We start from the raw sequence: 23,808 nt of genomic DNA on the forward strand, positions 1-23,808 counted from the left end.
CGTACCAATGCCCGCAGCCGAGGGGAAGTGCCGTGATGACATCGGCTGTGCGGGAGAATAAGGCCACGGGTCTGCTCCAGGCAGCGCCATCGTCTGCGCACCCAGAAACTGTCAGCCGCTCTCGGTCCTGACGGGCCGGCTCGTCTCTCATCCAGGGGCAGAGCCATGGTTGACCAGCCCGAGTTGTCACGAATATTGGAGGAGGCGCATTCGATGGCTACGTTCGATTCAAGCGAGCAGACCCACCCCGCCGTGCTTCCTCAGCGGCGGGCACTGGAACCGCAGGGAGCAGACAACCCCGAGAGCAGGGGCGAAACGGCCCTGCGGCTCCGCCAAGCGGTTTTTGGCGGCGCTGGTGTCGAACATGGGCGAGGGGAGACCCGGGCGTTCCGCCCTCGCAGCAAGAAGTATTTTGGGTACCAGACCGGCGACCTCGTCCGCGCCGTCGTCCCCACGGGCAAGGGATCCGGGACGCATGTCGGGCGCGTCTGCGTTCGTGTCACCGGCAGCTTCGACATCACGACGTCATCCGGACGGATGGCAGGCATTAACCACCGCGATATCCGGCTTCTCCAGCGCGGGGGCGGCTACGGCTATACGGCCCGGACCGAGGCTCAAGGAGTGTCAGGATGAGTCTCTTCCGCGACGACGGCATCGTGCTGCGGACGCAGAAGCTGGGTGAGGCGGACCGGATCATTACGCTGCTCACCCGCCGGCACGGCAGGGTGCGGGCGGTGGCGCGGGGGGTGCGGCGGACGAAGTCGAAGTTCGGGGCGCGGCTGGAACCCTTCTCGCATGTGGATGTGCAGTTCTTCGCGCGGGGCGGCGAACTGATCGGCCGTGGTCTGCCCTTGTGTACGCAGGGTGAGACGATCGCCCCGTACGGTGGCCGGATCGTGGCTGATTACGCCCGATACACCGCCGGCACGGCGATGTTGGAGACGGCGGAACGATTCACCGATCATGAGGGCGAGCCGGCGGTGCAGCAGTATCTGCTGCTGGTAGGGGGCTTGCGGACGCTGGCGGCGGGGGAGCACGAGCCGCGGCTGGTGATGGACGCGTTTCTGCTGCGGTCGTTGGCGGTGAACGGATATGCGCCGAGCTTTGACGATTGCGCCAAGTGCGGACTGGCCGGGCCCAACCGCTTCTTTTCGGTCGCTGCGGGAGGAGTGGTATGCGGCGAGTGCCGGCCGCCCGGAAGCGTCGTACCCTCGCAGGAGTCGATTGCGCTCCTCGGGGCGCTGCTCGGCGGGGACTGGGAGACCGCGGACGCGTGCGAGCCGCGGCACTGCCGTGAGGGCAGCGGGCTGGTGGCCGCGTATCTGCAGTGGCATCTGGAGCGCGGGCTGCGCTCGCTCAGGTTCGTGGAGAAGTAGTGGAACAGAAGTCGCAGAGAAGCGGCGACGCAGAAAATAGGAGAGGCACGCGCATGGCTGTACGCGGGATTCTGAGCCGTTCCCGACGCGAGTACCAGGTCCCTGCCCCGCATCCCTCCGGCGCGCGGCCTCCCAAGATCCAGAGCGAGCTGGTGCCCAAGCACGTCGCGATCGTGATGGACGGCAACGGTCGCTGGGCCAAGGACCGCGGGCTGCCGCGCACCGAGGGCCACAAGGTGGGTGAGTCGGTCGTCCTGGATGTGCTCAGGGGCGGCTTGGAGATGGGCATCAAGAACCTGTCCCTGTACGCCTTCTCGACCGAGAACTGGAAGCGGTCGCCCGACGAGGTCCGCTTCCTGATGAACTTCAACCGGGATGTCATCCGGCGCCGGCGGGACGAGATGGACGCGATGGGCATCCGCATCCGCTGGGTGGGGCGGATGCCGAGGCTGTGGAAGTCCGTGGTGCAGGAACTGCAGGTCGCGCAGGAGCAGACCCGCGACAACGACGCCATGACGCTCTACTTCTGCGTGAATTACGGCGGCCGTGCGGAGATCGCGGACGCGGCGGCGGCGTTGGCCGCGGACATAAGGGCGGGGAGGCTCGACCCGTCCAAGGTCAACGAGAAGACCCTGGCGAAGTACATGTACTTCCCCGACATGCCGGACGTGGACCTCTTCGTCCGCCCCTCGGGCGAGCAGCGGACCTCCAACTTCCTGATCTGGCAGTCCGCTTACGCGGAGATGGTCTTCCAGGACGTCCTGTGGCCCGATTTCGACCGCCGTGATCTGTGGCGGGCCTGCCTGGAGTACGCGTCACGGGACCGCCGCTTCGGCGGGGCGCTGCCGAACGGGGACGAGCTCGCCGAGGACGAGTAGGGGGACGACGGAGGCGGCACGGCTGCGCGACAGCCTTGACCGGGACCTGCGCCCGTCGGCGGGGACAGACGGCGGCCGGTCCTGGGCGGCCGCCGTTTCAGGGGACGGCGCAGTCAGGCGAGTCAGTCAGGCGCCCGCGCACTCCGCGCAGGTACCGAAGACCTCCACCGTGTGTGCCACGTTCACGAAGCCGTGGTCGGCGGCGATCGCCTCGGCCCACTTCTCGACCGCGGGGCCCTCGACCTCCACGGCCTTGCCGCAGACGCGGCAGACGAGGTGGTGGTGGTGGCCGTCGCTGCAACGGCGGTAGACGGACTCGCCGTCGTCGGTGCGGAGCACATCGACCTCGCCGGCGTCGGCGAGGGACTGGAGGGTGCGGTAGACGGTGGTGAGGCCGACGGAGTCGCCGCGGTGCTTGAGCAGGTCGTGGAGGTCCTGGGCGCTACGGAATTCGTCGACCTCCGACAGTGCGGCAGCCACAGCGGCGCGCTGCCGGGTCGAGCGCCCGCGGACGGGGGGCTTGGCGGTGGTCACCGGTGCCTCCTTCTCGGTCGTCTCATCGGGGTCATTGTGCCAGGCCGTGCGGCTCTGACGCGCATGTCCTTCAGACACGCACATCGTCGGCGGTGGCACGAGCCGGCGGCACCTCCAGGGTGCACCCTTCCTCGGCCACCGCGGCCGCCTTTGCGCGCTTTCGGGCCAGCGGGGTGGCCAGCGCGGCGAGGACGATGAAGATGCCGATGGCGAGCAGCACGATGGTCGCACCGGACGGCACATCGACGTAGAACGAGGTGACCGTGCCGGAGAAGGTGACGGCGACGCCGATGCCGATGGCGAGGGCGAAGGTGGTCACGAAGCTGCGCGAGATCTGCTGGGCGGCGGCGACCGGGATCACCATGAGGGCACTGACCAGCAGCAGCCCCACGACCCGCATGGCGACGGTAACGGTGACCGCGGCGGTGACGGCGACCAGCAGGTTCAGCAGCCGGACCGGGAGGCCGGTGACGCGGGCGAACTCCTCGTCCTGGGAGATGGCGAAGAGCTGGCGGCGCAGGCCGACGGTGACGAGCACCACGAAGGCGGCGAGGAGCCAGATGGTGGTGATGTCGCTGGGGGAGACGGTGGTGATGGAGCCGAAGAGGTAGCTGGTGAGGTTGGCGTTGGAGCCGTTGGGGGCGAGGCTGGTGAACATGACACCGGCCGCCATGCCGCCGTAGAAGAGCATGGCGAGGGCGATGTCGCCGCGGGTCTTGCCGTACCAGCGGATGAGCTCCATGACGACGGCGCCGAGAACGGCTACGGCGGTGGCCATCCAGACCGGGTTCGTGCTGAGCAGGAAGCCGAGGCCGACGCCGGTGAGGGCGACATGGCCGATGCCGTCGCCCATGAGGGCCTGGCGGCGCTGGACGAGGTAGATGCCGATGGCGGGGGCGGTGATGCCGACCAGGACGGCGGCGATCAGGGCCCGCTGCATGAAGGCGTAGCTGAGGATGTCCATCAGGTGAGCAGTCCCGTCCGGATCGGGTGCGCGGCGGCGTCAGCGTGCGGGTGTACATGGTCGTGGCCGGGGAGCGCGTGCTGGCCCAGGGCCTGCGGTGGCGGGCCGTCGTGGACGACGCAGCCGTCCCGCAGTACGACCGCGCGGTCGATGAGCGGCTCCAGCGGGCCCAGCTCGTGGAGGACGAGCAGCACGGTGGCGCCGGCGCCGACCTGCTCGCGCAGCGTCCCGGCCAGCACTTCCTGGCTGGCGAGGTCGACGCCGGCCATCGGCTCGTCCATGATCAGGAGTTCGGGTTCGGAGGCCAGGGCGCGGGCGATGAGCACCCGCTGGTGCTGGCCGCCGGAGAGCGCGTCGACGGAGTCCCCGGCCCGGTCGGCCATGCCGACCAGCTCGATCGCCCGCTCCACGGCGCGGCGGTCGGCCTTGCGGGGCAGGCGCAGCTTCGTGCGGGCCAGCCGCCCGGCCGACACGACCTCGCGCACGGTGGCGGGCACACCGCTGGCGGCGGTGGTGCGCTGCGGTACGTAGCCGATCCTGGCCCAGTCGCGGAAGCGCCGCTGCGGGGTGCCGAACAGCTCCAGTTCGCCGCCGGTGAGCGGCACCTGGCCGACCACGGCGCGCACGGCCGTGGACTTGCCGGAGCCGTTGGCGCCGAGCAGCGCGACGACCTCGCCGCGGCCGACGGTGAGGTCGATTCCGCGCAGCACCGGTCGCGAGCCCAGGGCGGCATGGGCCCCGCGCAGGGATATGACGGGCTCCGTACGCCCGGGACGCTCCGCTCGCTCCATAAGAGGTCCGCCTCCGTTACTTGGTGCCGAGGGCGCTCTGCAGCGCCTTGAGGTTGCTCTGCTGGACCTGGAAGTAGTCGCCGCCCCTGGACTTGGAAGTGATGCCCTCGATGGGGTCGAGCACATCGGTCTTCAGCCCGAGGTCGCCCGCCAGGGTCCTGGCGGTCTTGTCATTCACCAGGGTCTCGAAGAAGACGGTGGTGACATGGTGTTTCTCGGCCACGGCGTGCAGCGCCTTCATACGGGCCGCGCTGGGCTCGGACTCGGGGTCGATGCCGCTGATCGCCTCCTCCACCAGGCCGTACCGCTCGGCGAGGTAGCCGAAGGCGGCGTGGGTGGTGATGAAGGTGTCGGAGACGCGGTTCTTCAGCCCGGTCCGGAATTCGGTGCTGAGTGCGTCGAGCTTCTTCACGAGTGTGGCGGTGTTCTTCTCGTACGTGGTGGCGTGGGCCGGGTCGGCTTTGGCGAGGGTCTTCCCGACGCCCTTGGCGACCTCGGCGTACTTGACCGGATCGAGCCAGATGTGGGGGTCGGCGCCGGAGTCGCTCTCCGAGGTTGTGCGGGCCTTGGCCCGGCCGTCGACCTCGGTGCCGTGGTCCTCGAGGGTGGTGAGCTTGGCGGCGTCGGCGGTGTACTTCACACCGGACTGGGCGACGGCGGCATCGACGGCGGGCTGGAGGCCCTTGAGGTAGACGATGACGCCGGATTCGCCGAGCTTGGCGGTCTGCAGCGGGGTGAGCTCCAGGTCGTGCGGCTCGGTGCCGGCCTTGGTCAGGTCGGTCACCGAGACATGGGTGGCGCCGATCTCCTTTGCGAGGTATTCCAGGGGGTAGAAGGATGCAGTGACCCTCAGTTTGCCGCCGTTCCAGCCGCTCGCCGTGCCGAAGGAGGAGCAGGCGCTGAGGGCCAGCATGCCTAGTGCGACGGCTCCTGCGACGGCGGCGGTGGGTATGAGGGAACGACCTGTCTTCATGACACCCATTTTCAACAAATGTGGAAACGATTGTCAATTGACCCCGATTCCGGGCACGCTCCCGGGGCCGTGCCCGGAACCGATTTGATACCGCCCCCTCACCCGCCGGTAATCTGAGGTATTCGCCGGACGCGAGTTCGTGAGCAGGCTCCGGCGGACACTCCATCGACCGCTTCGTCGTACTGAAGAGAGCACCGTGGCCGCCGACAAGATCGACACCATCGTCAGCCTGAGCAAGCGCCGTGGCTTCGTATTCCCCTGCAGTGAGATCTACGGTGGCCAGCGCGCCGCCTGGGACTACGGGCCGCTCGGCGTCGAGCTCAAGGAGAACATCAAGCGCCAGTGGTGGCGCTCCATGGTCACCTCGCGCGACGACGTGGTCGGCTTGGACTCGTCCGTGATCCTGGCCCGCGAGGTCTGGGAGGCCTCCGGCCACGTCGCCACGTTCACCGACCCGCTCACCGAGTGCACCTCCTGCCACAAGCGCTTCCGCGCGGACCACCTGGAAGAGGCGTACGAGGCCAAGCACGGCCACGCCCCCGCAGGCGGCCTCGCCGAACTGAACTGCCCGCACTGCGGCAACAAGGGCACCTTCACCGAGCCCAAGCAGTTCTCCGGCCTGCTGCAGACCACGCTCGGCGTCACCCAGGACACCTCCGGCACCGCCTACCTGCGCCCGGAAACCGCCCAGGGCATCTTCATCAACTTCGCCGCCGTCCAGCAGACCTCGCGCAAGAAGCCGCCGTTCGGCATCGCCCAGACCGGCAAGTCCTTCCGTAACGAGATCACGCCGGGCAACTTCATCTTCCGGACCCGTGAGTTCGAGCAGATGGAGATGGAGTTCTTCGTCAAGCCCGGCGAGGACGAGACCTGGCACGAGTACTGGATGCAGCAGCGCTGGGACTGGTACCGCGACCTCGGCATCCGCGAGGAGAACATCCGCTGGTTCGAGCACGCCAAGGAGAAGCTCTCCCACTACGCGAAGCGGACCGTCGACATCGAGTACCGCTTCAACTTCGGCGGCAACGAGTTCTCCGAGCTGGAGGGCATCGCCAACCGGACCGACTTCGACCTCAAGGCCCACTCCGAGGCCTCCGGCACCGACCTGTCGTACTTCGACCAGGAGGCCGGTGAGCGCTACTTCCCCTACGTCATCGAGCCCGCTGCCGGCCTCAACCGCGCCATGCTGGCCTTCCTCCTCGACGCCTACAACGAGGACGAGGCGCCCAACGCCAAGGGCGTGCTCGAGAAGCGCACCGTGCTGCGGCTGGACCCGCGGCTCGCCCCGGTGAAGGTCGCGGTGCTCCCGCTCTCCCGGAACCCGCAGCTCTCCCCGAAGGCCAAGGGCCTCGCGGCGGACCTGCGCCGCAACTGGAACATCGACTTCGACGACGCGGGCGCCATCGGCCGCCGCTACCGCCGCCAGGACGAGATCGGCACGCCCTTCTGCGTGACGGTCGACTTCGACACCCTGGACGACAACGCGGTGACGGTGCGCGAGCGCGACACGATGAAGCAGGAGCGGGTCTCGCTGGACCAGGTGCAGTCCTATCTGGGCAGCCGTCTGCTCGGCTGCTGACGCAGGTCTGGGCTTTCTGGTGTCTGGCGCCGCGGATGGACTCTCGCGGCGCCAGAGCCCGTTCACGAGGGGGACCCCATAGGAAGCGTCACGCACCGCATCACCGCCACTCGCGAGGACGGCGAGGTCTTCCAGGTGAGCTACGGCTACGGGCGCTACCGGCGCCGCTATGTCACCTGTGACCACTGTGAATGGCGGGAGCAGATCACCTGGGGCGGAGCCGCGGCCAAGGCCCTTGACCACCTGGCCGGCACCCACGGGGCGTCCGGCGCCCAGAATATGAGTGCCGACCGGGCCACCATGAACCAAACGCTGGTGATCATGATCGTCTGCTTCGCCGTCGCGGCGCTGCTCCTGGTGATCGCCGTGAGCTGAGCGGTCCCCTCAGGCGTGCAGCCCGCGCACCACGAGATTGCACAGCGTGGCGAAGGCGTCGTCTATCCCCGGCGCCGTCCACTGGCCCGCGTGGGCAGGATCGTGGAAGAGGGAGGTGGCGTCCCAGACGGCGCGGGCGGTCGGGGCCGGATCGGTGGGGGCGAACTCGCCCTGCGCCACTCCGTCCTCCACTATCCGGGTAAGTTGGCCGACCATCGTCTCGACGTGACGTTCGACCGTCGTGCTGTTCTCGGCGGCCAGGCTCAGATACGTCGCGAACAGCTCCGGATCGACGCCCGCCTTGCGGCGCTTCGCGGCGAACAGTGTCGCCAGCCACTCACGCAGCCGCTCCGGCGCGGGGCCGGAGCCCTTGGTGATCGCCGACAGCTCGGCGTGCGCCTGGTCCAGCCAGCGCTCGGTCACGGCCTCGCGCAGCGCCGCCTTTGTGCGGAAGTGCCGGTAGACGCTGCCATGGCTGACCCCGAGCACCCGCGCGACATCCACCACGGTGGCCTTGGCGGGGCCGTAGCGGCGCAGCACGTCCTCGGTGGCCTCAAGGATGCGTTCGGGGGTCAGCGTCTCGGGCGGCATGGTGTCAGGCCTCTTCTCACTTCTCGCTGTCCAGCTGGGCCATCTGCGAGGCCGGGTAGCGCTCGCCGGAGGCAGAGCCGACCGGGACCGCCCTTTCCACGGCCGTGAGGTCCTCGGCATCGAGGGTGACTTCGAGCGCGCGGAGCGACTCGGCCAGCCGGTCCCGGCGGCGGGCGCCGACCAGCGGGACTATGTCCTCGCCGCGCGACAGCACCCAGGCGATCGCGGTCTGGGCGACCGTAACACCCTTGGCTTCGGCGATCTTTCGCAATGTCTCGACAAGGTCCAGGTTGCGGTCCAGATTCTCGCCGGAGAAGCGCGGGCTCATGCCCCGGAAGTCGTTCGCGGCGAGCTGCCGGTCACGGGTCCAGTGACCACTGAGCAGACCCCGGGACAGGACGCCGTACGCGGTGATGGATATCCCGAGCTCCCGGGTCGTCGGGAGGATCTCGTCCTCGATGCCCCGCTCGAAGAGTGAGTACTCGATCTGCAGATCGCTGATCGGTGCGACCGCCGCCGCCCGGCGGATGGTGTCCGCCCCGACCTCGGACAGTCCGATGTGACGGACGTAACCCGCCTCGACCTGTTCGGCGATGGCGCCGACCGTCTCCTCGATCGGGACCTGGGGATCTACGCGGGCGATCCGGTAGACATCGATGTGGTCGGTGCCGAGGCGCTGGAGCGAGTACGCGAGGAAGTTCTTCACGGCGGCCGGACGGCCGTCGTAGCCGGACCAGCCCCCTGCCGCGTCACGCAGCGCGCCGAACTTGACGCTGGTGAGTGCCTTCTCGCGGTTGGCGCTGCCGGTGCTGCGCAGGGCTTCGCCGATGAGCATCTCGTTATGGCCCATGCCGTAGAAGTCGCCGGTGTCGAGCAGCGTGATCCCGGCGTCGAGCGCCGCATGGATGGTCGCGATGGATTCCGTGCGGTCGGCTTCGCCGTACAGCGCGGACATCCCCATGCAGCCGAGGCCGAGAGCGGAGACAGTGGGGCCGGTGGTGCCAAGGGTGCGGTTTCGCATGGGGTTCTCCTCGAAGCCGGAGCAGACGCGATGACTCCTCCACGATGGAACATGGACTGACAGATGTCAATATCTGTCAGTCCAACTAGTGTATCGAGGGCCGGCCCCGGGAGGCTGTGCAGCATTCGCAGAGCCCGCTCGCGGACGCGCCACCGCGCCCGTGCCGGGCGCGCGCGGGGCGGGGCAGGGGCGCGGAAGGACGGTTCGGACCGAGCATCCTTTCGCCGACGTCGCCGGCTCTCAGATCACCGCCCGCGGCAGCCTCAGGCTCAGGCCGACGGTGAGTACGACCGCCGCCAGCTGGACGAGCAGGGTGATGACAAGCGCCTCCCGCATACCGGCCGAAGCGGCCAGCGACAGGAAGAGAGTGCCGAGAGTCGCCACGCCGAGCGCCAGAGCGGACTGCTGAGTGGTGACCATGACCCCGCTGCCCACTCCGGCCCGCTCGGTCGGCACCTCGGCGAGGACGATCCGGAAGAGCACCGGAAGCTGCAGTCCCTGGCCGAAGCCGCACACGGCCATACCCGGAAGCAGCTCCATCCAGCCGAGGCCGGACCAGTCCCGCAGAGCGGCCGTCACGAGCAGCGCCAGGCCGAGCCCCTGGAGCACCCCGCCGGCGGTGACGACCCGGCTGCCGTACTTCCGCACCAGACGCGGACCCATCAGCGAGGCGGCGAAGAAGGTCACGGCCATCGGTGCCAGCGCCGTACCCGCGGCGACGGGGCCGAAGTGCCGCCCCTGTTGCAGGCCCACCGCCATCACCAGCATGAAACCGCCGAAGCCGACGGAGAACGGGACCACCAACGGCAGCCCGCGCCGCATGCCGGGCAGAGCGAACAGGCTCGGCGGCACCAGCGGACTGCCGCCGAGCCGGTCCGCCCGGCGCTCCACAAGGTAGAACGCGGCCGCGGCGAAGGGGAACGCCGCCAGCGAGAGCCAGGTCCACAGCGGCCAGCCGGCCGCCTGCCCCTCGGTCAGCGGCGCCAGCAGCGTGACCAGCGAAACGGCCAGCAGCGCCGTCCCCGGCACATCGACCGGCGCGGGGCGGGCGGACCGGGTCTCCGGCACCGTACGGACCGCCAGGACCAGACCGAGCACCGCGACCGGCACATTCACCAGGAACACCGCGCGCCAGCCGGTGCCCGCGATGTCAGCGGCGACCAGCACGCCGCCGAGGATCTGCCCGGCGACCATGGACAGGCCGGCCGTGGCCCCGTACAGGCTCAGCGCCCGGGCCCGCCGGGGCCCGGCGGTGGCGGACTGGATGGTCGCCAGCACCTGCGGCAGCATCAGCGCCGCCGAGGCACCCTGTGCCACCCGGGCCGCGACCAGCGACCACGCGTCCGGCGCGAGCCCGCAGGCCAGCGAGGTCAGGCCGAAGGCGGCCATCCCGGCGAGAAAGAGCCTGCGGCGGCCGAACATGTCTCCCAGCCGGCCGCCCAGTACCAGCAGCACCGCGTACGCGGTGCCGTAACCAGCGACCACCAGCTCCAGGAGCGCGGCGCCGGCGCTCAGGTCGCGGTCGATGGTGGGGAGTGCGACATTGACTATGAAGAAGTCAATCAGCGGCAGGGCGGCGCCGACCAGCACGGTGAACAACCCGAGCGCGCTGAGCACCGGGCCTGCGGGCGCCACCGGGGCCGCAGCGGTAGGCGCGCCGATGCGGGCCACTCGGGGCAGGACCTCGGCCCGCGAGCGGAGACCGGGCGTAACGGAGGGGAGGTTGCGTTCCAGTTCCAGTGGATTGGTCACGCAACCAACCATCACCCCATTCCCAAGGGGGTACCAGAGAGCGTTTATCCAGGTATAAGAACCACCTGGCAACTGGCTGAGTCTTCAGGCACCCTGGAACCATGCCCACCACTGTCGCGGCCCGCCAGGAACTCGCCTCCTTCCTCCGCAGCCGCCGCGAGCGGATCGCACCCGAACAGGTCGGCCTGCCGCCGGGCCGCCGCCGACGCACCCCCGGGCTGCGCCGCGAGGAGGTCGCCCAGCTCGCCGCCGTCGGTGTCACCTGGTACACCTGGCTTGAGCAGGCCCGCGAGATCCAGGTCTCCTCGCAGGTCGCCGATGCCATCGCCCGCGCTCTGCAGCTCGACCCCAACGAGCGAGCGCACCTCTTCGTCCTGTCCGGGACCCCCGACCCCAACCCGCTCGCCGAGTGCCCCGGCATGTCGCAGCCGGTGCGCGAGATGCTGGAGCGGCTGGAGCCGCTGCCGGCCGCGGTGGTCAACAGCCGCTGCGACGTGATCGCCCACAACCGCACCTACGGACGACTCGTCGATGACCTCGATGCCCTGCCCTTCGAGGACCGCAACATCATGTGGCTTGCCTTCACCCACCCAGTCTGGCGCGAGGCCCTGGTCGACCACGACGAGACGATCCGGATGCTGGTCGCCAAATACCGCTCCGCGATGGCCGAGCACCTCGCCGAGCCGGCCTGGAAAGCCCTCGTCAAGCGCCTCCAGCAGGCCTCACCCGAATTCTGCGAGGTCTGGGAACGGCACGAGGTGCTGCAGCCCGAGAACCGCGTCAAGCGCTACCTCAACCCCCAGGTCGGCCTCCTCACCTTCGACTACACCAACCTCTGGCTCGGCCCCCACCAAGGCCCCCGCCTCATCACCTACACCCCGGCCGACGACGCCACCCGCGCACGCCTCCAGCGGCTCTACGAGCTCACCCTGACGCCTGTGGCCGTGCCTGCCTGAGCCGCTCCCGCGCCTCCATCAACGCGAATCCCAGCAGATTCAGCCCCCGCCACTGCTCCGGGTCCGCCGCCCTCTCGTCATCGGCCGGCAGCCCGATGCCCCATATCCGGTCCAGCGGGCTCGCCTCGACCAGCACCCGCGAGCCGGTGCCCAGCAGGAAGCCACCCAGGCCCGGTTCCTGGCCGAACTTGGCCACATTGCCCTCGACGACCAGGGCCGCCCGGTGCCGTACCCACACGTCCTCGCGGAAGCCGCGCACCTGTCGGCCCAACTTCTTGGCCTCGCCCGGCGACCGCGCCGCGACGATGCGCGCGGCGGCCTCCTCGTCCCCGAACAGCCGTGCCTTGCCGGCCATCATCCAGTGCTCCGCCGTGGCGTAGGCGATGCCGTCCACCGTGACCACCGACGGCCACCACTGGCTCAGGCAGCTTGCCCCGACACTCCCCTCCCGTTCTGGCCGATGCCCCCAGAACATCAGGTACTCGGGCCGCGCCCCGCGCCTGGTGAGAGCGGCGAGTTCCTCGCGGCCACGGGTCTGTGCCGCTTCGATCCGCTGGGCGCCGTATGTGTTTTGAGTCCCCGTCATGCCTCAGATCGTCGCACCAGGGTCTGACAGCGGGCATCTTCATTTCCGCCGCCGCGCGGTTCGCCTTCGTGGCGCTCTCCGCGCAGCTTCGCCGTGATCCGCTCCAGCGCCGCCAGGTCGGCCGCGCCCAAATCGCGCAGCGCGGGGGGCGGGGCGTCCAGGATGCGTCCCGCTTCGGCGGCGGCGGCCGCGCCCGCGTCCGTCACTCTCACGATCTTGGCGCGGCGGTCGGTGGGATGAGGCGTGCGCTCCACAAGCCCGCGCTTGGCGAGGTCGTCGACGACGAGGGTGATGTACGGGCGGTCGGTCAACAGGTCGTCCGCGAGGTCGGCTAGCTTGGCGGGGGAGGCGGCGATCCGGCGCAGGGCCTTGATGCGGAAGAAGCTCATGCCGAGGGCTTCGGCAACCTCTTTGCGGCGCTCGTTGCGGTCGAGGACCAGGTCACGCAGATCGCGCCAGACGCCGATGGCGGTTTCCTCGGCCGGAGTGTCCGCAGTGGTCATGGCGTGCTCACCGGGACCTTGGGACTGTCGGAGATGAGGTGGGCGGCGGCGCGTTCCGCGGTCCCGGCGGCCCAGCGGCCGGTGGTGAGGGCGCCGAGGATGAGCACGGCGGCGCCGCAGAAGGCGATGATCCACCAGCCGGCGATGTCCAGCCCGGCGGCGATGGTGGCCCCGATGACCGCGACGCCGAGGGACTGGCCGACCTGGCGGCTGGTGGAGGCGACGGCCGCCGCGACCCCGGCCTGCTCGCGGGGCATGCCGGAGACGGCGGTGTTCGTGATGGGCGCGTTGACGAAGCCGAAGCCTATGCCGAAGAGCACGTACGCGGTGAAGAGCTTCGGGTTCGACGACTCGGCGTCGAAGCCCGCGAAGAGCACGCCGCTCGCGGTCATCGCCGTACCGGCGAGCAGCAGCGACAGGCGTGGCCCCCGGTTGCCGACGATGCGCCCGGAGATGGGCGCGAAGATCAGTGCCATGGCGGCCATCGGCAGCATGTGCAGCCCGGCGTCGAGGGCGGAGAGCCCTCGGGTGTCCTGCAGATACAGGGTGTTGAGGAAGAGGAAGCCGCCGAGCGCGGCGAAGGCGTTCACCGCTATCACCGTCGCCCCGCTGAAGGGCGCGCTGCGGAAGAAGCGCAGCTCGATCAGCGGCTCCACGCGGCGCCGTTCGTACGCCAGCAGCCCGCCCAACGAGCAGACGGCGACGGCGGCACAGCCCAGTATCAGTGGCGAGGTCCAGCCGGCTCCGGAGCCCTCGATGATCCCGTACGTCACCGAGCCGAGCAGCGCGATGACGAGCAGCTGCCCGACCGGGTCCACCCGGCGCGGCTTCGGGGCCCGCGACTCGGGCACATAGCGTGTGGTGAGGACCAGTGCGGCCAGCCCGATGGGCACATTGATCCAGAACACGGACCGCCAGCTGGAGAACTGGACCAGGGCGCCCCCGATGATGGGCCCGGCGGCCATGCTGATGCCGACGACGCCGCCCCACACCCCGATCGCGCGGGCCCGCTCCTTCGGATCGGTGAAGGTGTTGGTGATGATCGACATCGCCACGGGGTTGAGCATCGAGCCGCCGACGGCCTGCACCATCCGGAAGACCACCAGCCACCCCAGACTCGGTGCGAGGCTGCACAGCGCGGAGCCGGCCGTGAAGAGCACCAGACCGGTCTGGAAGACGCGGCGCCGGCCGATCCGGTCGGCGGTCGAACCGGAGAGCATCAGCAGCGCGGCCAGCACCAGAGTGTAGGCGTCGATCGTCCACTGAAGGCCGGGGACGGAGGCGTGCAGGTCCTTGCGCATCGCGGGCAGCGCGACATTGAGGATGGTGTTGTCGAGGCTGACCAACAGCAGGCTCATGCAGCAGATCGCCAGGATGATCATCCGCCGACGGCGGTCCAGGCTCGGCTCAGGCATCGGAATCCCGGGAGTAGGTAGTGGCGCAGAGTAGTTAGTTGTAGTCGTGTAATCAGTTCAAGCTACATCAAAATGCCCGAACCCGGAAACCCGAGACGGGTGCGGGAGAATGGGCCCCATGACCACACACGCCACCACCGCCACGCCACTCCGGATCGGCCCGCACACCGTGTGGCCGCCAGTGGTGCTGGCACCGATGGCCGGAATCACCAACGCGCCCTTCCGCACCTTGTGCCGCGAGTTCAGCGGCGGCAAGGGCCAGCAGGCCCCGGTCGCGGAGCCGCGACGCCGCGCTCCCCGCCACCGGGGCCTCTTCGTCTCCGAGATGATCACGACCCGCGCGCTGGTCGAGCGGAACGAAAAGACCATGCACCTGATCCACTTCGACGGCACCGAGAAACCCCGCTCCATCCAGCTCTACGGAGTCGACCCGGTCACCGTCGGCAAGGCCGTCCGCATGATCGTCGACGAGGACCTCGCCGACCACATCGACCTCAACTTCGGCTGCCCCGTCCCCAAGGTGACCCGCAAGGGCGGCGGCTCGGCCCTCCCGTACAAGCGGAATCTGCTGCGCTCCATCCTGCGCGAGGCTGTCGGCAACGCCGGGGAGCTGCCGGTCACCATCAAGATGCGCAAAGGTATCGACGACGACCACCTCACCTACCTCGACGCCGGCCGGATCGCCGTCGAGGAGGGCGTCACCGCCGTCGCCCTCCATGGCCGCACCGCCGCCCAGCACTACGGCGGCACAGCCGACTGGGACGCCATCGCCCGTCTGAAGGAGCACGTCCCGGAGATCCCGGTGCTGGGCAACGGGGACATCTGGTGCGCGGACGACGCGGTGCGCATGATGCGCGCCACCGGCTGCGACGGCGTCGTGGTCGGCCGCGGCTGCCTGGGCCGGCCGTGGCTCTTCGCCGACCTGGTGGCCGCGTTCGACGACGGCGGCGGGGGCCAGGCAAGGCCGACGTTCAAGGAGGTCGCCGGCGTCATGCTGCGCCACGCCGGGCTGCTGGGGGAGTGGCTGGACGACGAGGCACGCGGTGTCATCGACTTCCGCAAGCATGTGCCCTGGTACACCAAGGGCTTCTCGGTCGGTTCCGAAGCGCGGCGGAATCTGGCGATGGCCTCGTCACTCGCCGAGCTCGACGATCACCTTTCCGGGCTGGACCTCGACCAGGAATGGCCGGAACGCGCCGAAGGCCCGCGTGGCCGCACCGCCGCCGGCAAGCGGGTCGTCCTGCCGGACGGCTGGCTGAAGGACCCTTACGACTGCGCCGCGGTCAGCGCCGACGCGGAACTGGACACCTCGGGCGGCTGACCGGGGCCGGACAGGACAGCTGGTCCGCTAGTCCGCGCCCTCCGCTATCAGGTCCAGGGCCGTGGCCGCCGTCCAGCTGAAGCTGCGGATGCCGCGGCCGTCGCCGGTGTGCGGGTCCACGTACTCGGCGAAGCCCGTGCGGCCGGCGGCCTCCAGGAGGTCCTCGCGCAGGCGCTTGGCGTCCAGGGTCGCCCCGTAGGAGCGCAGGCCGCGGTGGAGCAGCCAGCCCACGTTGAACCAGGAGGGCCCCCGCCAGTAGCGGGCCGGGTCGAAGGCGGAGCCGGTGAGGTCGTAGCTGGGGACCATGTGGACGCGGCCCAGTGCGAAGTTGTCGCCGCGGAGGGTGTCCAGGAGGGAGCGGACGACGGGTTCGGGGAGGTCCGCGACGATCAGGGGGACGAGACCGGCCACGCTGCCCTCGCCGATCAGTGCGTCGGAGCCGTCAGCGCCGTCGGCGCGCAGGTCACGGCAGCGGAAGAGGCCGGATTCGGGGTCGTAGAGGCGCTCCAGCAGGGCGGCGGTGATGGCCTGGGCCCGTGCGCGGTGGAAGCCGGGGTCCTTGCCGATCGCCGCGGCGATGTCGGCGAGGGCGTACTCGGAGGCGGCCAGCAGGCCGTTGAGGCAGGGGTCCTCGACGGCGAAGGCGTGTTCGGTGCGGGCGTCGTCGTAGTCGTGGTCGCGGTAGTCCGTGCAGAGCCGGACGTAGCGGCCGTAGTCGAGGTCGGTGGGGCGGTCGGCGGCATCGGAGTGGGTGAGGTCGCGGCGCTCGTACGAGCCGGGGTCGGCGGGGGCGATCCGGGCGAGCGGGCTGTCCCAGCAGGGGCTGTTGTCCATCCCGGACTCCCAGGGATGGACGATCGAGGCGAGGCCGCTGCCGCCGAGGTCGCGGGGGCCCAGGAGGTAGTCGTGCCAGGCGGCCAGCCGAGGGTAGAGGCGGTGCAGGAAGCCGCGGTCCAGCGAGTCATTGGGGTCGGTACGGTGCACCTCCCAGGCGGCCAGGGCGTGCACGGGCGGCTGGATGATGCCGGAGGTGTTGATGAGCCCGGCCTCGCCCGGCACGCCGGCCTGCCAGAAGTCGGGGCCGGGGAAGTAGGCGTCGGCGGGGACGGAGTCGTTGAAGACGATGTGGGGCACCCGGCCGTCCGCCCACTGGGCGGCGAAGAGGGTCTCCAGCTCCCGCCCGGCGCGGCGCGGGGACAGGTGTCTGAGGCCGATGGCGATGAAGGCCGAGTCCCAGCTCCACTGGTGCGGATACAGGGTGCGGGAGGGGACGGTCGAGCCGCCGGCCCAGTTGCCGAGCAGGACCCAGGCCGCGACCCGGTGCAGCCGGCCCCAGCTGTCCGGGGCCGCAGCGATCCAGGGCTTGCCGCGATCGTTCGGAGTACGGGGCATAGATGCGCATTCCAGCAGCCCGAGCGGTGGTGGTGCAACTGCGAGCGCTCGGCGTCCGGAAAGTGAGACCACCCGGGTGATTCTCGCCACTCTGATCACCGCTCCGCTCATTCGAGCGCTCAGTTGAAATGAACACCTCTCTAATGAGTGGCACTGGGTGTCATCGTTGTCTAATTCACTTGATCGATGAATGAGTGCGCTCCGTAACGGAGGCGGACGCCGCTGATCACTCGTGGCGCTGATGTGTTCGACTCTTGAAGAGACTCAAGCATGGGCTGCGACCCCCCTCTGCTTTCGATGTTTCGGCGGATGGGTGGTTACGGCCGTGTGACGTGGTGATGGACGCACTGCGGCGCCTTGGAGATGGGTACGCTCCCCGCCGTCAGGGCATCCCGGCCGCGAGGAGCGAGTCCCGTGTCGGAAGATCAAGTAAGCAAGAAGTTCGTTTATGACTTCACTGAGGGCAACAAGGACCTCAAGGACCTGCTCGGTGGCAAGGGCGCGAACCTTGCCGAGATGACCAACCTCGGTCTGCCCGTCCCTCCGGGCTTCACGATCACCACCGAGGCGTGCAAGGTCTATCTGGAGACGGGTGCCGAACCGGTGGCGCTAAGCAACGAGGTGAGTGCGCACCTCGAAGCGCTCGAGCGGCAGATGGGCAAGCGGCTCGGCCAGCCGGACAACCCCCTCCTGGTGTCCGTCCGCTCCGGGGCGAAGTTCTCCATGCCCGGCATGATGGACACCGTCCTCAACATCGGCCTGTCCGATGCCTCGGTCGCCGGGCTCGCCGCCCAGGCGGGCAATGAGCGCTTCGCGTGGGATTCCTACCGCCGCCTCATCCAGATGTTCGGCAAGACCGTCCTCGGCGTGGACGGCGAACTCTTCGAGGAGGCGCTGGACGAGGCCAAACGAGCCAAGAACACGCCCAACGACCTCGACCTGGACGCGGGGGACCTGGAACGGCTCGTCGATCACTTCAAGGAGATCGTCGCCAAGCAGACCGGCCACGAATTCCCGCAGGAGCCGCGCGAGCAGATGGACCTCGCGGTCCGCGCGGTCTTCGACTCGTGGAACACCGACCGCGCCAAGCTCTACCGGCGCCAGGAGCGCATCCCCGGCGACCTGGGCACCGCGGTCAACATCTGCTCCATGGTCTTCGGCAACCTGGGGGCCGACTCCGGCACCGGCGTCGCCTTCACCCGCGACCCGGCCAGCGGCCACCAGGGCGTCTACGGCGACTACCTGCAGAACGCGCAGGGCGAGGACGTTGTCGCGGGCATCCGCAACACGGTCCCGCTCGCCGATCTGGAGCAGCTCGACAAATCGTCGTACGACCAGCTCATGCAGATCATGAGCACCCTCGAGACGCACTACAAAGACCTGTGCGACATCGAGTTCACCATCGAGCGCGGCAAGCTGTGGATGCTCCAGACCCGCGTCGGCAAGCGGACGGCGGCAGCCGCCTTCCGGATCGCCACCCAGCTCGTCGACCAGGGCCTCATCGACGAGGCGGAAGCCCTCCAGCGGGTGAACGGCGCCCAGCTCGCCCAGCTGATGTTTCCCCGGTTCGAGGAGCACGCCAAGAGCCAGCGCATCGGGTGGGGCATCGCCGCCTCCCCGGGCGCGGCGGTCGGCAAGGCCGTTTTCGACTCGTACACCGCCGTCAAGTGGTCCCGCTCCGGCGAGAAGGTCATCCTCATCCGCCGGGAGACCAACCCCGACGACCTCAACGGCATGATCGCCGCCGAGGGCATCCTCACCTCGCGCGGTGGCAAGACCTCGCATGCCGCCGTCGTCGCCCGGGGCATGGGCAAGACCTGCGTCTGCGGCGCCGAGGAGCTCGAGGTCGACACCAAGCGGCGCCGGATGACCGTACCTGGGGGTGCCGTGATCGAGGAGGGCGATGTCGTCTCCATCGACGGCTCCTCGGGCAAGGTCTACGTCGGCGAGGTGCCGGTCGTCCCGTCCCCCGTCGTCGAGTACTTCGAGGGTCGTATGCACGCGGGCGCCGACGACGCCGACGAGCTGGTCCAGGCAGTGCACCGAATGATGGCCTACGCCGACCGGGTACGCCGCCTGCGCGTACGGGCCAACGCCGACAATGCCGAGGACGCCAGCCGCGCCCGGCGCTTCGGTGCCCAGGGCATCGGGCTGTGCCGCACCGAACACATGTTCCTGGGTGAGCGCCGCGAGCTGGTCGAGCGGCTCATCCTCGCCGACACCGACGCCGAGCGCGATGAGGCACTGAGTGCCTTGCTGCCGCTGCAGAAGGCCGACTTCATCGAGCTCCTCGAAGCGATGGACGGCCTGCCGGTGACCGTACGCCTCCTCGACCCGCCGCTGCACGAATTCCTGCCGGACATCACCGAACTGTCGGTGCGCGTCGCCCTCGCCGAGTCCCGCAAGGACTCCAACGAGAACGACCTCCGCCTACTCCAGGCCGTCCACAGGCTCCATGAGCAGAACCCCATGCTGGGCCTTCGCGGCGTCCGGCTCGGCCTTGTCATCCCGGGCCTGTTCGCCATGCAGGTCCGGGCCATCGCCGAGGCCGCCGCCCACCGCAGAAACGTCAAGGGTGATCCCCGCCCCGAGATCATGATCCCGCTCGTCGGCACCGTCCAGGAGCTGGAGATCGTCCGCGACGAGGCCGAGAAGGTCATCGCCGAGGTCCAGGCCGCCACCGGCACCGACCTCAAGATCACCCTCGGCACGATGATCGAACTCCCGCGCGCCGCCATCACCGCCGGACAGATCGCCGAGGCCGCCGAGTTCTTCTCCTTCGGCACCAATGACCTCACCCAGACCGTCTGGGGTTTCTCCCGCGACGACGTAGAGGCCTCCTTCTTCACCGCCTACCTCGAAAAGGGCATCTTCGGCGTCTCCCCCTTCGAGACCATCGACCGCGAAGGCGTCGGCGCTCTCGTCCGCTCCGCCTCCGAAGCGGGCCGTGCCACCCGCCCCGGCCTCAAACTCGGCGTCTGCGGCGAGCATGGCGGCGACCCGGAGTCCGTCCACTTCTTCCACGAGGTCGGCCTGGACTACGTCTCCTGCTCGCCCTTCCGCATCCCCGTCGCCCGCCTGGAGGCAGGCCGCGCCGCGGCCGGGAAAAGGAGCAGCGACAGCCGGTAGGGCCGTAGGGCTTGGCCCCATAGACCATTTCCACCCTCACCGGGGGCGGCGCCTCGTGCGGAGGTGCCGCCCCCGCTTTATTGTTCGGTCGAGGCAACCTGACGCGTGTGCCGACAGGTTGACCGGATGTGAGAGAGACGACGCGGGCAACGGCCCGATGGCGAGCGGTCGGCGACCGTGGGCGGGCGGAATCACCTCGTAGGAGAGCCTTTGTCCTGCTCGTCGTGGGGACGGCGCTTGCCGGATGCGGTGCGCCCGTGAGCGGTGTCGCGAACAGTGAGCCTGCGGCAGTGTTCAGCGCCCCGGCGAACGACGTCAGCGCCGGCCCGTCGTCCGCGGCGGGAGCGGGAGCGCGGCTCCGCCAAAGCGACGTCCTCGCGGGCAGCGGCGGCCCTCGCAGCGGACAGCGGCGCGAGTCCTGCGGCCGCCCGAATACGGTTCACGGCCCAGATCGGCCAGCGATACGCCTCCAACGGGCGGGCTCCGCTCTCTGACGCCTGACGTCACATCAGCTTTCCAGCAGCGTCTTCAGCCCGGCCAGGCGCTCCTTCCAGAACGCCTTGTACGCCACCATCGAGTCGCCGTCCGGCAGCTTGGTGTGCGAGAGCGAGATCTGTGACTTCGCCGTGCTCCGCACGACCACGTACACGCTCACCCGGCTGGTGCCGCCGTCCCAGTCGGCGGTCACGGACTTCGCCGGGCGGGAGGTGCGTACGGTGAAGTCCCCGTCCGGCAGCCACAGGCGGCGCAGTTCCGCGTCGGTGAACGCGTCGGTGACGCGGACCGGCGGGACGTTGATCGTCTTGTTGCCGCTGGCCTGGAAGTCGCCCTCGCAGGTCTGCCCCGCGGCGCGCATTCCGCGCGACTGCTCATAGCCGTTGGTGATGGACTGGGCGTGCCAGCCCCGCACGCCATGGGCCTGTACCAGGTGCCGGGCTATCTCGGTGTGGCTGTGTCTCGTGGCGCCCCACGAGTCGAGTGCGGCAAACCACACGGACCACCCGCGGCCCGTGCTTTTGCGCAGTGCGTCGTCCGACAGGTGGCTGGTCACGGCTCGACGCTAGGCGCCCTGGCCGGGCGGGGCAAGTGCGGGCCGCCGGCCGATGCCCGTGCCCGAGTCGCCGGGCGTCCGCTCCCCGCTCCCCACCCGTCGGTTCGGCCTGGCGGCGGGCGGCTGGGCCTGCCGAACCGCCCGCTGCTCGGGCGGGCAGGCGAGCGGGCGGCAAAGCCCGCGACGGAGGAGGCTTGGCCTCAAAGCCCCGCGTAGGAGACGCCTGTCAGCTGCTCGGAGGCGGCCCAAAGCAGCTCGCCCGTGCGGTCGTTGAGTGTCCAGGAGGCGCGGCGGGAGCGGGCGGGCTCGCCGCGCATGCCGAGGAGGCGGGGGCCGGTGTAGGAGTCGGGGAGGACGCCGGGGGCGGTGGCGGCGTAGAGGGCGGGGAGGGCTCCCGCGTCCGCGGATTGGGCGAAGACACCGTTGGCGAGCTCCCACATGCGCCGGCGGGCGCGGTGGCCCTCCAGCTTGGAGCTTTCGGTCTGGAGGTTGGTGGACGCGTAGCCGGGGTGCGCGGCGGCGGCTGTGAGGCCGGCGCCGGCGGCCTCGACGCGCCGGGCCAACTCATGGACGAAGAGCAGGTTCGCGCTTTTCGAGCGGCTGTAGGCGCTCCAGCGGCGGTAGCGGCGCTCGCTGTTGAGGTCGCCGAGATCGACGTTGGCGGCGGTGTGCATCCAGCTGGACAGGCTGACGACGCGCGCGCCGGGTGTGGCGAGGAGATGCGGCAGCAGGAGCCCGGTGAGGGCGAAGTGCCCGAGGTGGTTGACCCCGAACTGGGTCTCGAAGCCGTCGGCGGTCTTGGCGTACGGCAGTGCCATCACACCGGCGTTGTTGATCAGCAGGTCCAGTCGCTCGTCGTCGTAATCCTTGGCGAAGGCCCGCACGGTGGACAGGTCCCCGAGATCCAGATGCCGGTACCCCACCCGGGCGGAGGGCACTTCACTCTGGAGCCGCTCCACCGCCTCCTTGCCGCGCAGCTCGTTGCGGCAGGCGAGCAGTATCCTTGCCCCTTTCCGGGCGAGTTCACGAGCGGTGCAGTAGCCGATGCCGCTGTTCGCGCCGGTGACGACGGCGGTGCGGCCGCTCTGGTCGGGGATGTCGTGCACGTTCCAGGCCATGGTGTCTCCGGTGCCTCTCTGTGGTCCCCCCGTTGTCGTGCCCAGCGCGGCCAGGTTAAGCGGAGCACCGGCTACCGGTCGACGCCCAGGCGCCGGGCGCATGCCGAACGCCCCCTGCGGCGCGAGGCGGCAGGGGGCGGGAGTCAGGGCTGAGCCACGTCAGGTGTGGGGCGGCTTCTCGTCATTGCCGAACTGCTCGTTGAGCTTCTGCTGACCGGTGTCAACCTGGTGGGTGTATTTGTCGCCGGTCTTCTTGTCGGTCATGTCGCCGGCTTTTTCGACGCCCTGGCGGGTCTGGTGCGGGTGACCCTTGATCATGTCTTTGATCTTGTCGAGCATGGACATGGCTGTCCCTTCTTGCCGGTATGTCGTACTCCACCCCAGGATCGCCGTAAGGGGCGGAATGTGCATCCGGAACCTGATGGAACCGGACAAATCTCGTCACTTCACCTGGACCTCGCAGGTCAGGTGCCTGCGGTGGTCCACCGCCCGTTCGCCGCCGGTCAGCGTCAGCTGCACTGTGTGGCGTACGTCGACGGACGAGGTGGCCAGCCGCAGCTCCAGGGCGCCGGGCTCGACGATGCGCAGGCCCTCGCGGACCGTGTACGAGGCAAGGTCGGCGTGAAAAGCGAAGCGGACCCCGGCCGTCGCGCCCGGGTCCAGTGGCACCCGGGCGTAGCCGATCAGACGGACGACCGGGCGCACGGGCTGCTCAGCCGGCTAGCCTGCGGCGCTTTCCCCTCCCCGCCCCTTCCCGGCTGCGTCCGACATGCGGCCGCCGCCGCGTGCAGGGCTCCGCCCCCAGACTCGGGTCCTGAAACGCCGGACGGGCCGGAATCAGGTCAGCCGGATGCGGCGACACGGCCGCCGACGTCGACCGAGCCGTCCGGGCGCGGGCGGGTGAGGAGCTGGGAGCCGGTGCCCTGACGGATGTCGAGCGGTATGCCGAGCTCGGCGGTGAGGATGATGGCGGCGGCGCCCGTCGCCTCGTCCTCGACGATGCCGTCACCCCGGCGGGGGAACGCCCGAGCCCGGACCCGGCCGGTCGCCTCGTCCGCCCAGGCCCAGGCGTAGAGCCAGCCTTCGCCGGGCGGAGGTGCGGGCAGAGCGTCTATCTCGGCGACGGACGCGTACTGCTCGGTCCGCCGTCCGGGGGCCCACTCCGCGCGCCCACGGATCCAGGTGAAGTCACCTTCCGCCCAAGTGGGCACTTCCCCGGCCGCCGGCCGGAGCAGGCCCGCCTTCAGCAGCCACCCGGTGCCGACAAGCGGGTGCCCGGCGAAGGGCAGAGGCACGCTGGGAGTGTAGATGTCCACTTCGCCGCGCGCTTCGTCGTCGATGAAGACGGTCTCGCTGTAGCCCAGCTTCGCGGCCAGCTTCTGTCGCGCTTCGCTGCCGGGCACGGCGGCTCCGTCGCGTACGACGCCGAGCAGATTGCCGCCACGGCCGTCCGGCCCGAAGAAGACCCGCAGCACCACAAGATCGGTCATGCGGATCATTGAA

23 protein-coding genes and 1 pseudogene are annotated in these 23,808 nt (G+C 69.7%); 8 read left to right on the plus strand and 16 right to left on the minus strand.

Going from position 1 to position 23,808, the window contains the following annotated elements:
• The first annotated feature begins 213 nt into the window (after nucleotides 1-213).
• The 3 genes from FCI23_RS14655 to FCI23_RS14665 are packed head-to-tail and all read left to right on the plus strand — an operon-like array spanning nucleotide 214 to nucleotide 2,254.
• A complete protein-coding gene (locus tag FCI23_RS14655) occupies nucleotides 214-633 on the plus strand; it encodes a hypothetical protein (protein ID WP_136724238.1) in 420 nt (139 codons plus the stop codon).
• Entirely contained in the window at nucleotides 630-1,376 is a 747-nt protein-coding gene (recO, locus tag FCI23_RS14660) for a DNA repair protein RecO (RefSeq protein WP_136724240.1), read from the plus strand. The genes FCI23_RS14655 and recO overlap by 4 nt, the downstream gene beginning before the upstream one ends.
• A 53-nt stretch (nucleotides 1,377-1,429) precedes the next feature.
• A complete protein-coding gene (locus tag FCI23_RS14665) occupies nucleotides 1,430-2,254 on the plus strand; it encodes an isoprenyl transferase (protein WP_136724243.1) in 825 nt (274 codons plus the stop codon).
• A 126-nt stretch (nucleotides 2,255-2,380) separates the two neighbouring features.
• On the opposite strand, the gene FCI23_RS14670 is transcribed toward FCI23_RS14665, so the two are convergent.
• The 4 genes from FCI23_RS14670 to FCI23_RS14685 all read right to left on the minus strand — a co-directional run bounded on the left by FCI23_RS14670 (nucleotide 2,381) and on the right by FCI23_RS14685 (nucleotide 5,516).
• Nucleotides 2,381-2,788 carry a Fur family transcriptional regulator gene (locus tag FCI23_RS14670; protein WP_136724246.1) on the minus strand — a complete coding sequence of 136 codons (408 nt, stop codon included), beginning with the start codon at nucleotides 2,786-2,788 and terminating at the stop codon, nucleotides 2,381-2,383.
• Nucleotides 2,789-2,858: 70 nt separating this feature from the next.
• Nucleotides 2,859-3,752 (minus strand): metal ABC transporter permease, encoded by an 894-nt coding sequence (locus FCI23_RS14675; protein WP_136724248.1) that lies wholly within the window; start codon nucleotides 3,750-3,752, stop codon nucleotides 2,859-2,861.
• On the minus strand, nucleotides 3,752-4,543 hold the full coding sequence (locus tag FCI23_RS14680) for a metal ABC transporter ATP-binding protein (RefSeq protein WP_136724250.1): 792 nt from the start codon (nucleotides 4,541-4,543) through the stop codon (nucleotides 3,752-3,754). The genes FCI23_RS14675 and FCI23_RS14680 overlap by 1 nt, the downstream gene beginning before the upstream one ends.
• 16 nt (nucleotides 4,544-4,559) lie before the next feature.
• Nucleotides 4,560-5,516: a metal ABC transporter substrate-binding protein gene (locus FCI23_RS14685; protein ID WP_136724253.1), complete on the minus strand. Its 957-nt coding sequence runs from the start codon at nucleotides 5,514-5,516 to the stop codon at nucleotides 4,560-4,562.
• Nucleotides 5,517-5,712: 196 nt separating this feature from the next.
• Between FCI23_RS14685 and FCI23_RS14690 the strand changes: the two genes are divergently transcribed.
• Nucleotides 5,713-7,095, plus strand: a complete 1,383-nt coding sequence (locus tag FCI23_RS14690) for a glycine--tRNA ligase (protein WP_136724256.1) — start codon at nucleotides 5,713-5,715, stop codon at nucleotides 7,093-7,095.
• A 135-nt stretch (nucleotides 7,096-7,230) separates the two neighbouring features.
• Nucleotides 7,231-7,470: a hypothetical protein gene (locus FCI23_RS14695; RefSeq protein ID WP_246143710.1), complete on the plus strand. Its 240-nt coding sequence runs from the start codon at nucleotides 7,231-7,233 to the stop codon at nucleotides 7,468-7,470.
• 9 nt (nucleotides 7,471-7,479) lie between these two features.
• Here FCI23_RS14695 and FCI23_RS14700 read toward each other — a convergent pair whose 3' ends face one another.
• The 3 genes from FCI23_RS14700 to FCI23_RS14710 all read right to left on the minus strand — a co-directional run bounded on the left by FCI23_RS14700 (nucleotide 7,480) and on the right by FCI23_RS14710 (nucleotide 10,846).
• Entirely contained in the window at nucleotides 7,480-8,061 is a 582-nt protein-coding gene (locus tag FCI23_RS14700; RefSeq protein WP_136724262.1) for a TetR family transcriptional regulator, read from the minus strand.
• 16 nt (nucleotides 8,062-8,077) lie between these two features.
• On the minus strand, nucleotides 8,078-9,082 hold the full coding sequence (locus tag FCI23_RS14705; RefSeq protein WP_136724264.1) for an aldo/keto reductase: 1,005 nt from the start codon (nucleotides 9,080-9,082) through the stop codon (nucleotides 8,078-8,080).
• 240 nt (nucleotides 9,083-9,322) lie between these two features.
• Nucleotides 9,323-10,846: an MFS transporter gene (locus tag FCI23_RS14710; protein ID WP_136724267.1), complete on the minus strand. Its 1,524-nt coding sequence runs from the start codon at nucleotides 10,844-10,846 to the stop codon at nucleotides 9,323-9,325.
• Between the two features lie 89 nt (nucleotides 10,847-10,935).
• Between FCI23_RS14710 and FCI23_RS14715 the strand changes: the two genes are divergently transcribed.
• Nucleotides 10,936-11,790: a helix-turn-helix transcriptional regulator gene (locus tag FCI23_RS14715; RefSeq protein WP_136724269.1), complete on the plus strand. Its 855-nt coding sequence runs from the start codon at nucleotides 10,936-10,938 to the stop codon at nucleotides 11,788-11,790.
• Here FCI23_RS14715 and FCI23_RS14720 read toward each other — a convergent pair.
• Genes FCI23_RS14720 through FCI23_RS14730 form a run of 3 tightly spaced genes read right to left on the minus strand, consistent with a single transcriptional unit; the run spans nucleotide 11,759 to nucleotide 14,294 of the window.
• Nucleotides 11,759-12,376 carry an NADAR family protein gene (locus FCI23_RS14720; protein WP_136724272.1) on the minus strand — a complete coding sequence of 206 codons (618 nt, stop codon included), beginning with the start codon at nucleotides 12,374-12,376 and terminating at the stop codon, nucleotides 11,759-11,761. The genes FCI23_RS14715 and FCI23_RS14720 overlap by 32 nt on opposite strands.
• A complete protein-coding gene (locus tag FCI23_RS14725; RefSeq protein WP_136724274.1) occupies nucleotides 12,373-12,879 on the minus strand; it encodes a MarR family winged helix-turn-helix transcriptional regulator in 507 nt (168 codons plus the stop codon). The genes FCI23_RS14720 and FCI23_RS14725 overlap by 4 nt, the downstream gene beginning before the upstream one ends.
• Entirely contained in the window at nucleotides 12,876-14,294 is a 1,419-nt protein-coding gene (locus FCI23_RS14730) for an MFS transporter (RefSeq protein ID WP_169316796.1), read from the minus strand. The genes FCI23_RS14725 and FCI23_RS14730 overlap by 4 nt, the downstream gene beginning before the upstream one ends.
• A 118-nt stretch (nucleotides 14,295-14,412) precedes the next feature.
• Between FCI23_RS14730 and dusB the strand changes: the two genes are divergently transcribed.
• Nucleotides 14,413-15,615, plus strand: coding sequence for a tRNA dihydrouridine synthase DusB (dusB, locus tag FCI23_RS14735; RefSeq protein WP_211265327.1), 1,203 nt, complete (start codon nucleotides 14,413-14,415; stop codon nucleotides 15,613-15,615).
• A gap of 27 nt (nucleotides 15,616-15,642) precedes the next feature.
• On the opposite strand, the gene FCI23_RS14740 is transcribed toward dusB, so the two are convergent.
• The gene (locus FCI23_RS14740; RefSeq protein WP_136724279.1) at nucleotides 15,643-17,007 is read right to left on the minus strand and encodes an MGH1-like glycoside hydrolase domain-containing protein; all 1,365 of its coding nucleotides are present in this window, start codon (nucleotides 17,005-17,007) and stop codon (nucleotides 15,643-15,645) included.
• A 363-nt stretch (nucleotides 17,008-17,370) separates the two neighbouring features.
• Here FCI23_RS14740 and ppdK point away from each other — a divergent pair, with 363 nt between their 5' ends.
• The gene (gene ppdK, locus FCI23_RS14745) at nucleotides 17,371-20,136 is read left to right on the plus strand and encodes a pyruvate, phosphate dikinase (protein ID WP_407645959.1); all 2,766 of its coding nucleotides are present in this window, start codon (nucleotides 17,371-17,373) and stop codon (nucleotides 20,134-20,136) included.
• Nucleotides 20,137-20,644: 508 nt separating this feature from the next.
• Here ppdK and FCI23_RS14750 read toward each other — a convergent pair.
• From FCI23_RS14750 to FCI23_RS14770, 5 genes and pseudogenes are all read right to left on the minus strand, one after another.
• On the minus strand, nucleotides 20,645-21,187 hold the full coding sequence (locus tag FCI23_RS14750; protein ID WP_136724285.1) for a hypothetical protein: 543 nt from the start codon (nucleotides 21,185-21,187) through the stop codon (nucleotides 20,645-20,647).
• Between the two features lie 200 nt (nucleotides 21,188-21,387).
• Nucleotides 21,388-22,305, minus strand: coding sequence for an oxidoreductase (locus FCI23_RS14755; protein WP_136724287.1), 918 nt, complete (start codon nucleotides 22,303-22,305; stop codon nucleotides 21,388-21,390).
• A 159-nt stretch (nucleotides 22,306-22,464) separates the two neighbouring features.
• Entirely contained in the window at nucleotides 22,465-22,650 is a 186-nt protein-coding gene (locus FCI23_RS14760) for an antitoxin (RefSeq protein WP_136724289.1), read from the minus strand.
• A gap of 96 nt (nucleotides 22,651-22,746) precedes the next feature.
• Nucleotides 22,747-23,025, minus strand: a pseudogene (locus tag FCI23_RS14765) (fibronectin type III-like domain-contianing protein); the annotation flags it as partial.
• Nucleotides 23,026-23,147: 122 nt separating this feature from the next.
• Nucleotides 23,148-23,795 carry a PhzF family phenazine biosynthesis protein gene (locus tag FCI23_RS14770; RefSeq protein WP_136724294.1) on the minus strand — a complete coding sequence of 216 codons (648 nt, stop codon included), beginning with the start codon at nucleotides 23,793-23,795 and terminating at the stop codon, nucleotides 23,148-23,150.
• Nucleotides 23,796-23,808 lie beyond the last annotated feature (13 nt).

The organism is Actinacidiphila oryziradicis, from assembly GCF_005047355.1.
In the GTDB taxonomy this organism is placed as follows: Bacteria; Actinomycetota; Actinomycetes; order Streptomycetales; family Streptomycetaceae; genus Actinacidiphila; species Actinacidiphila oryziradicis.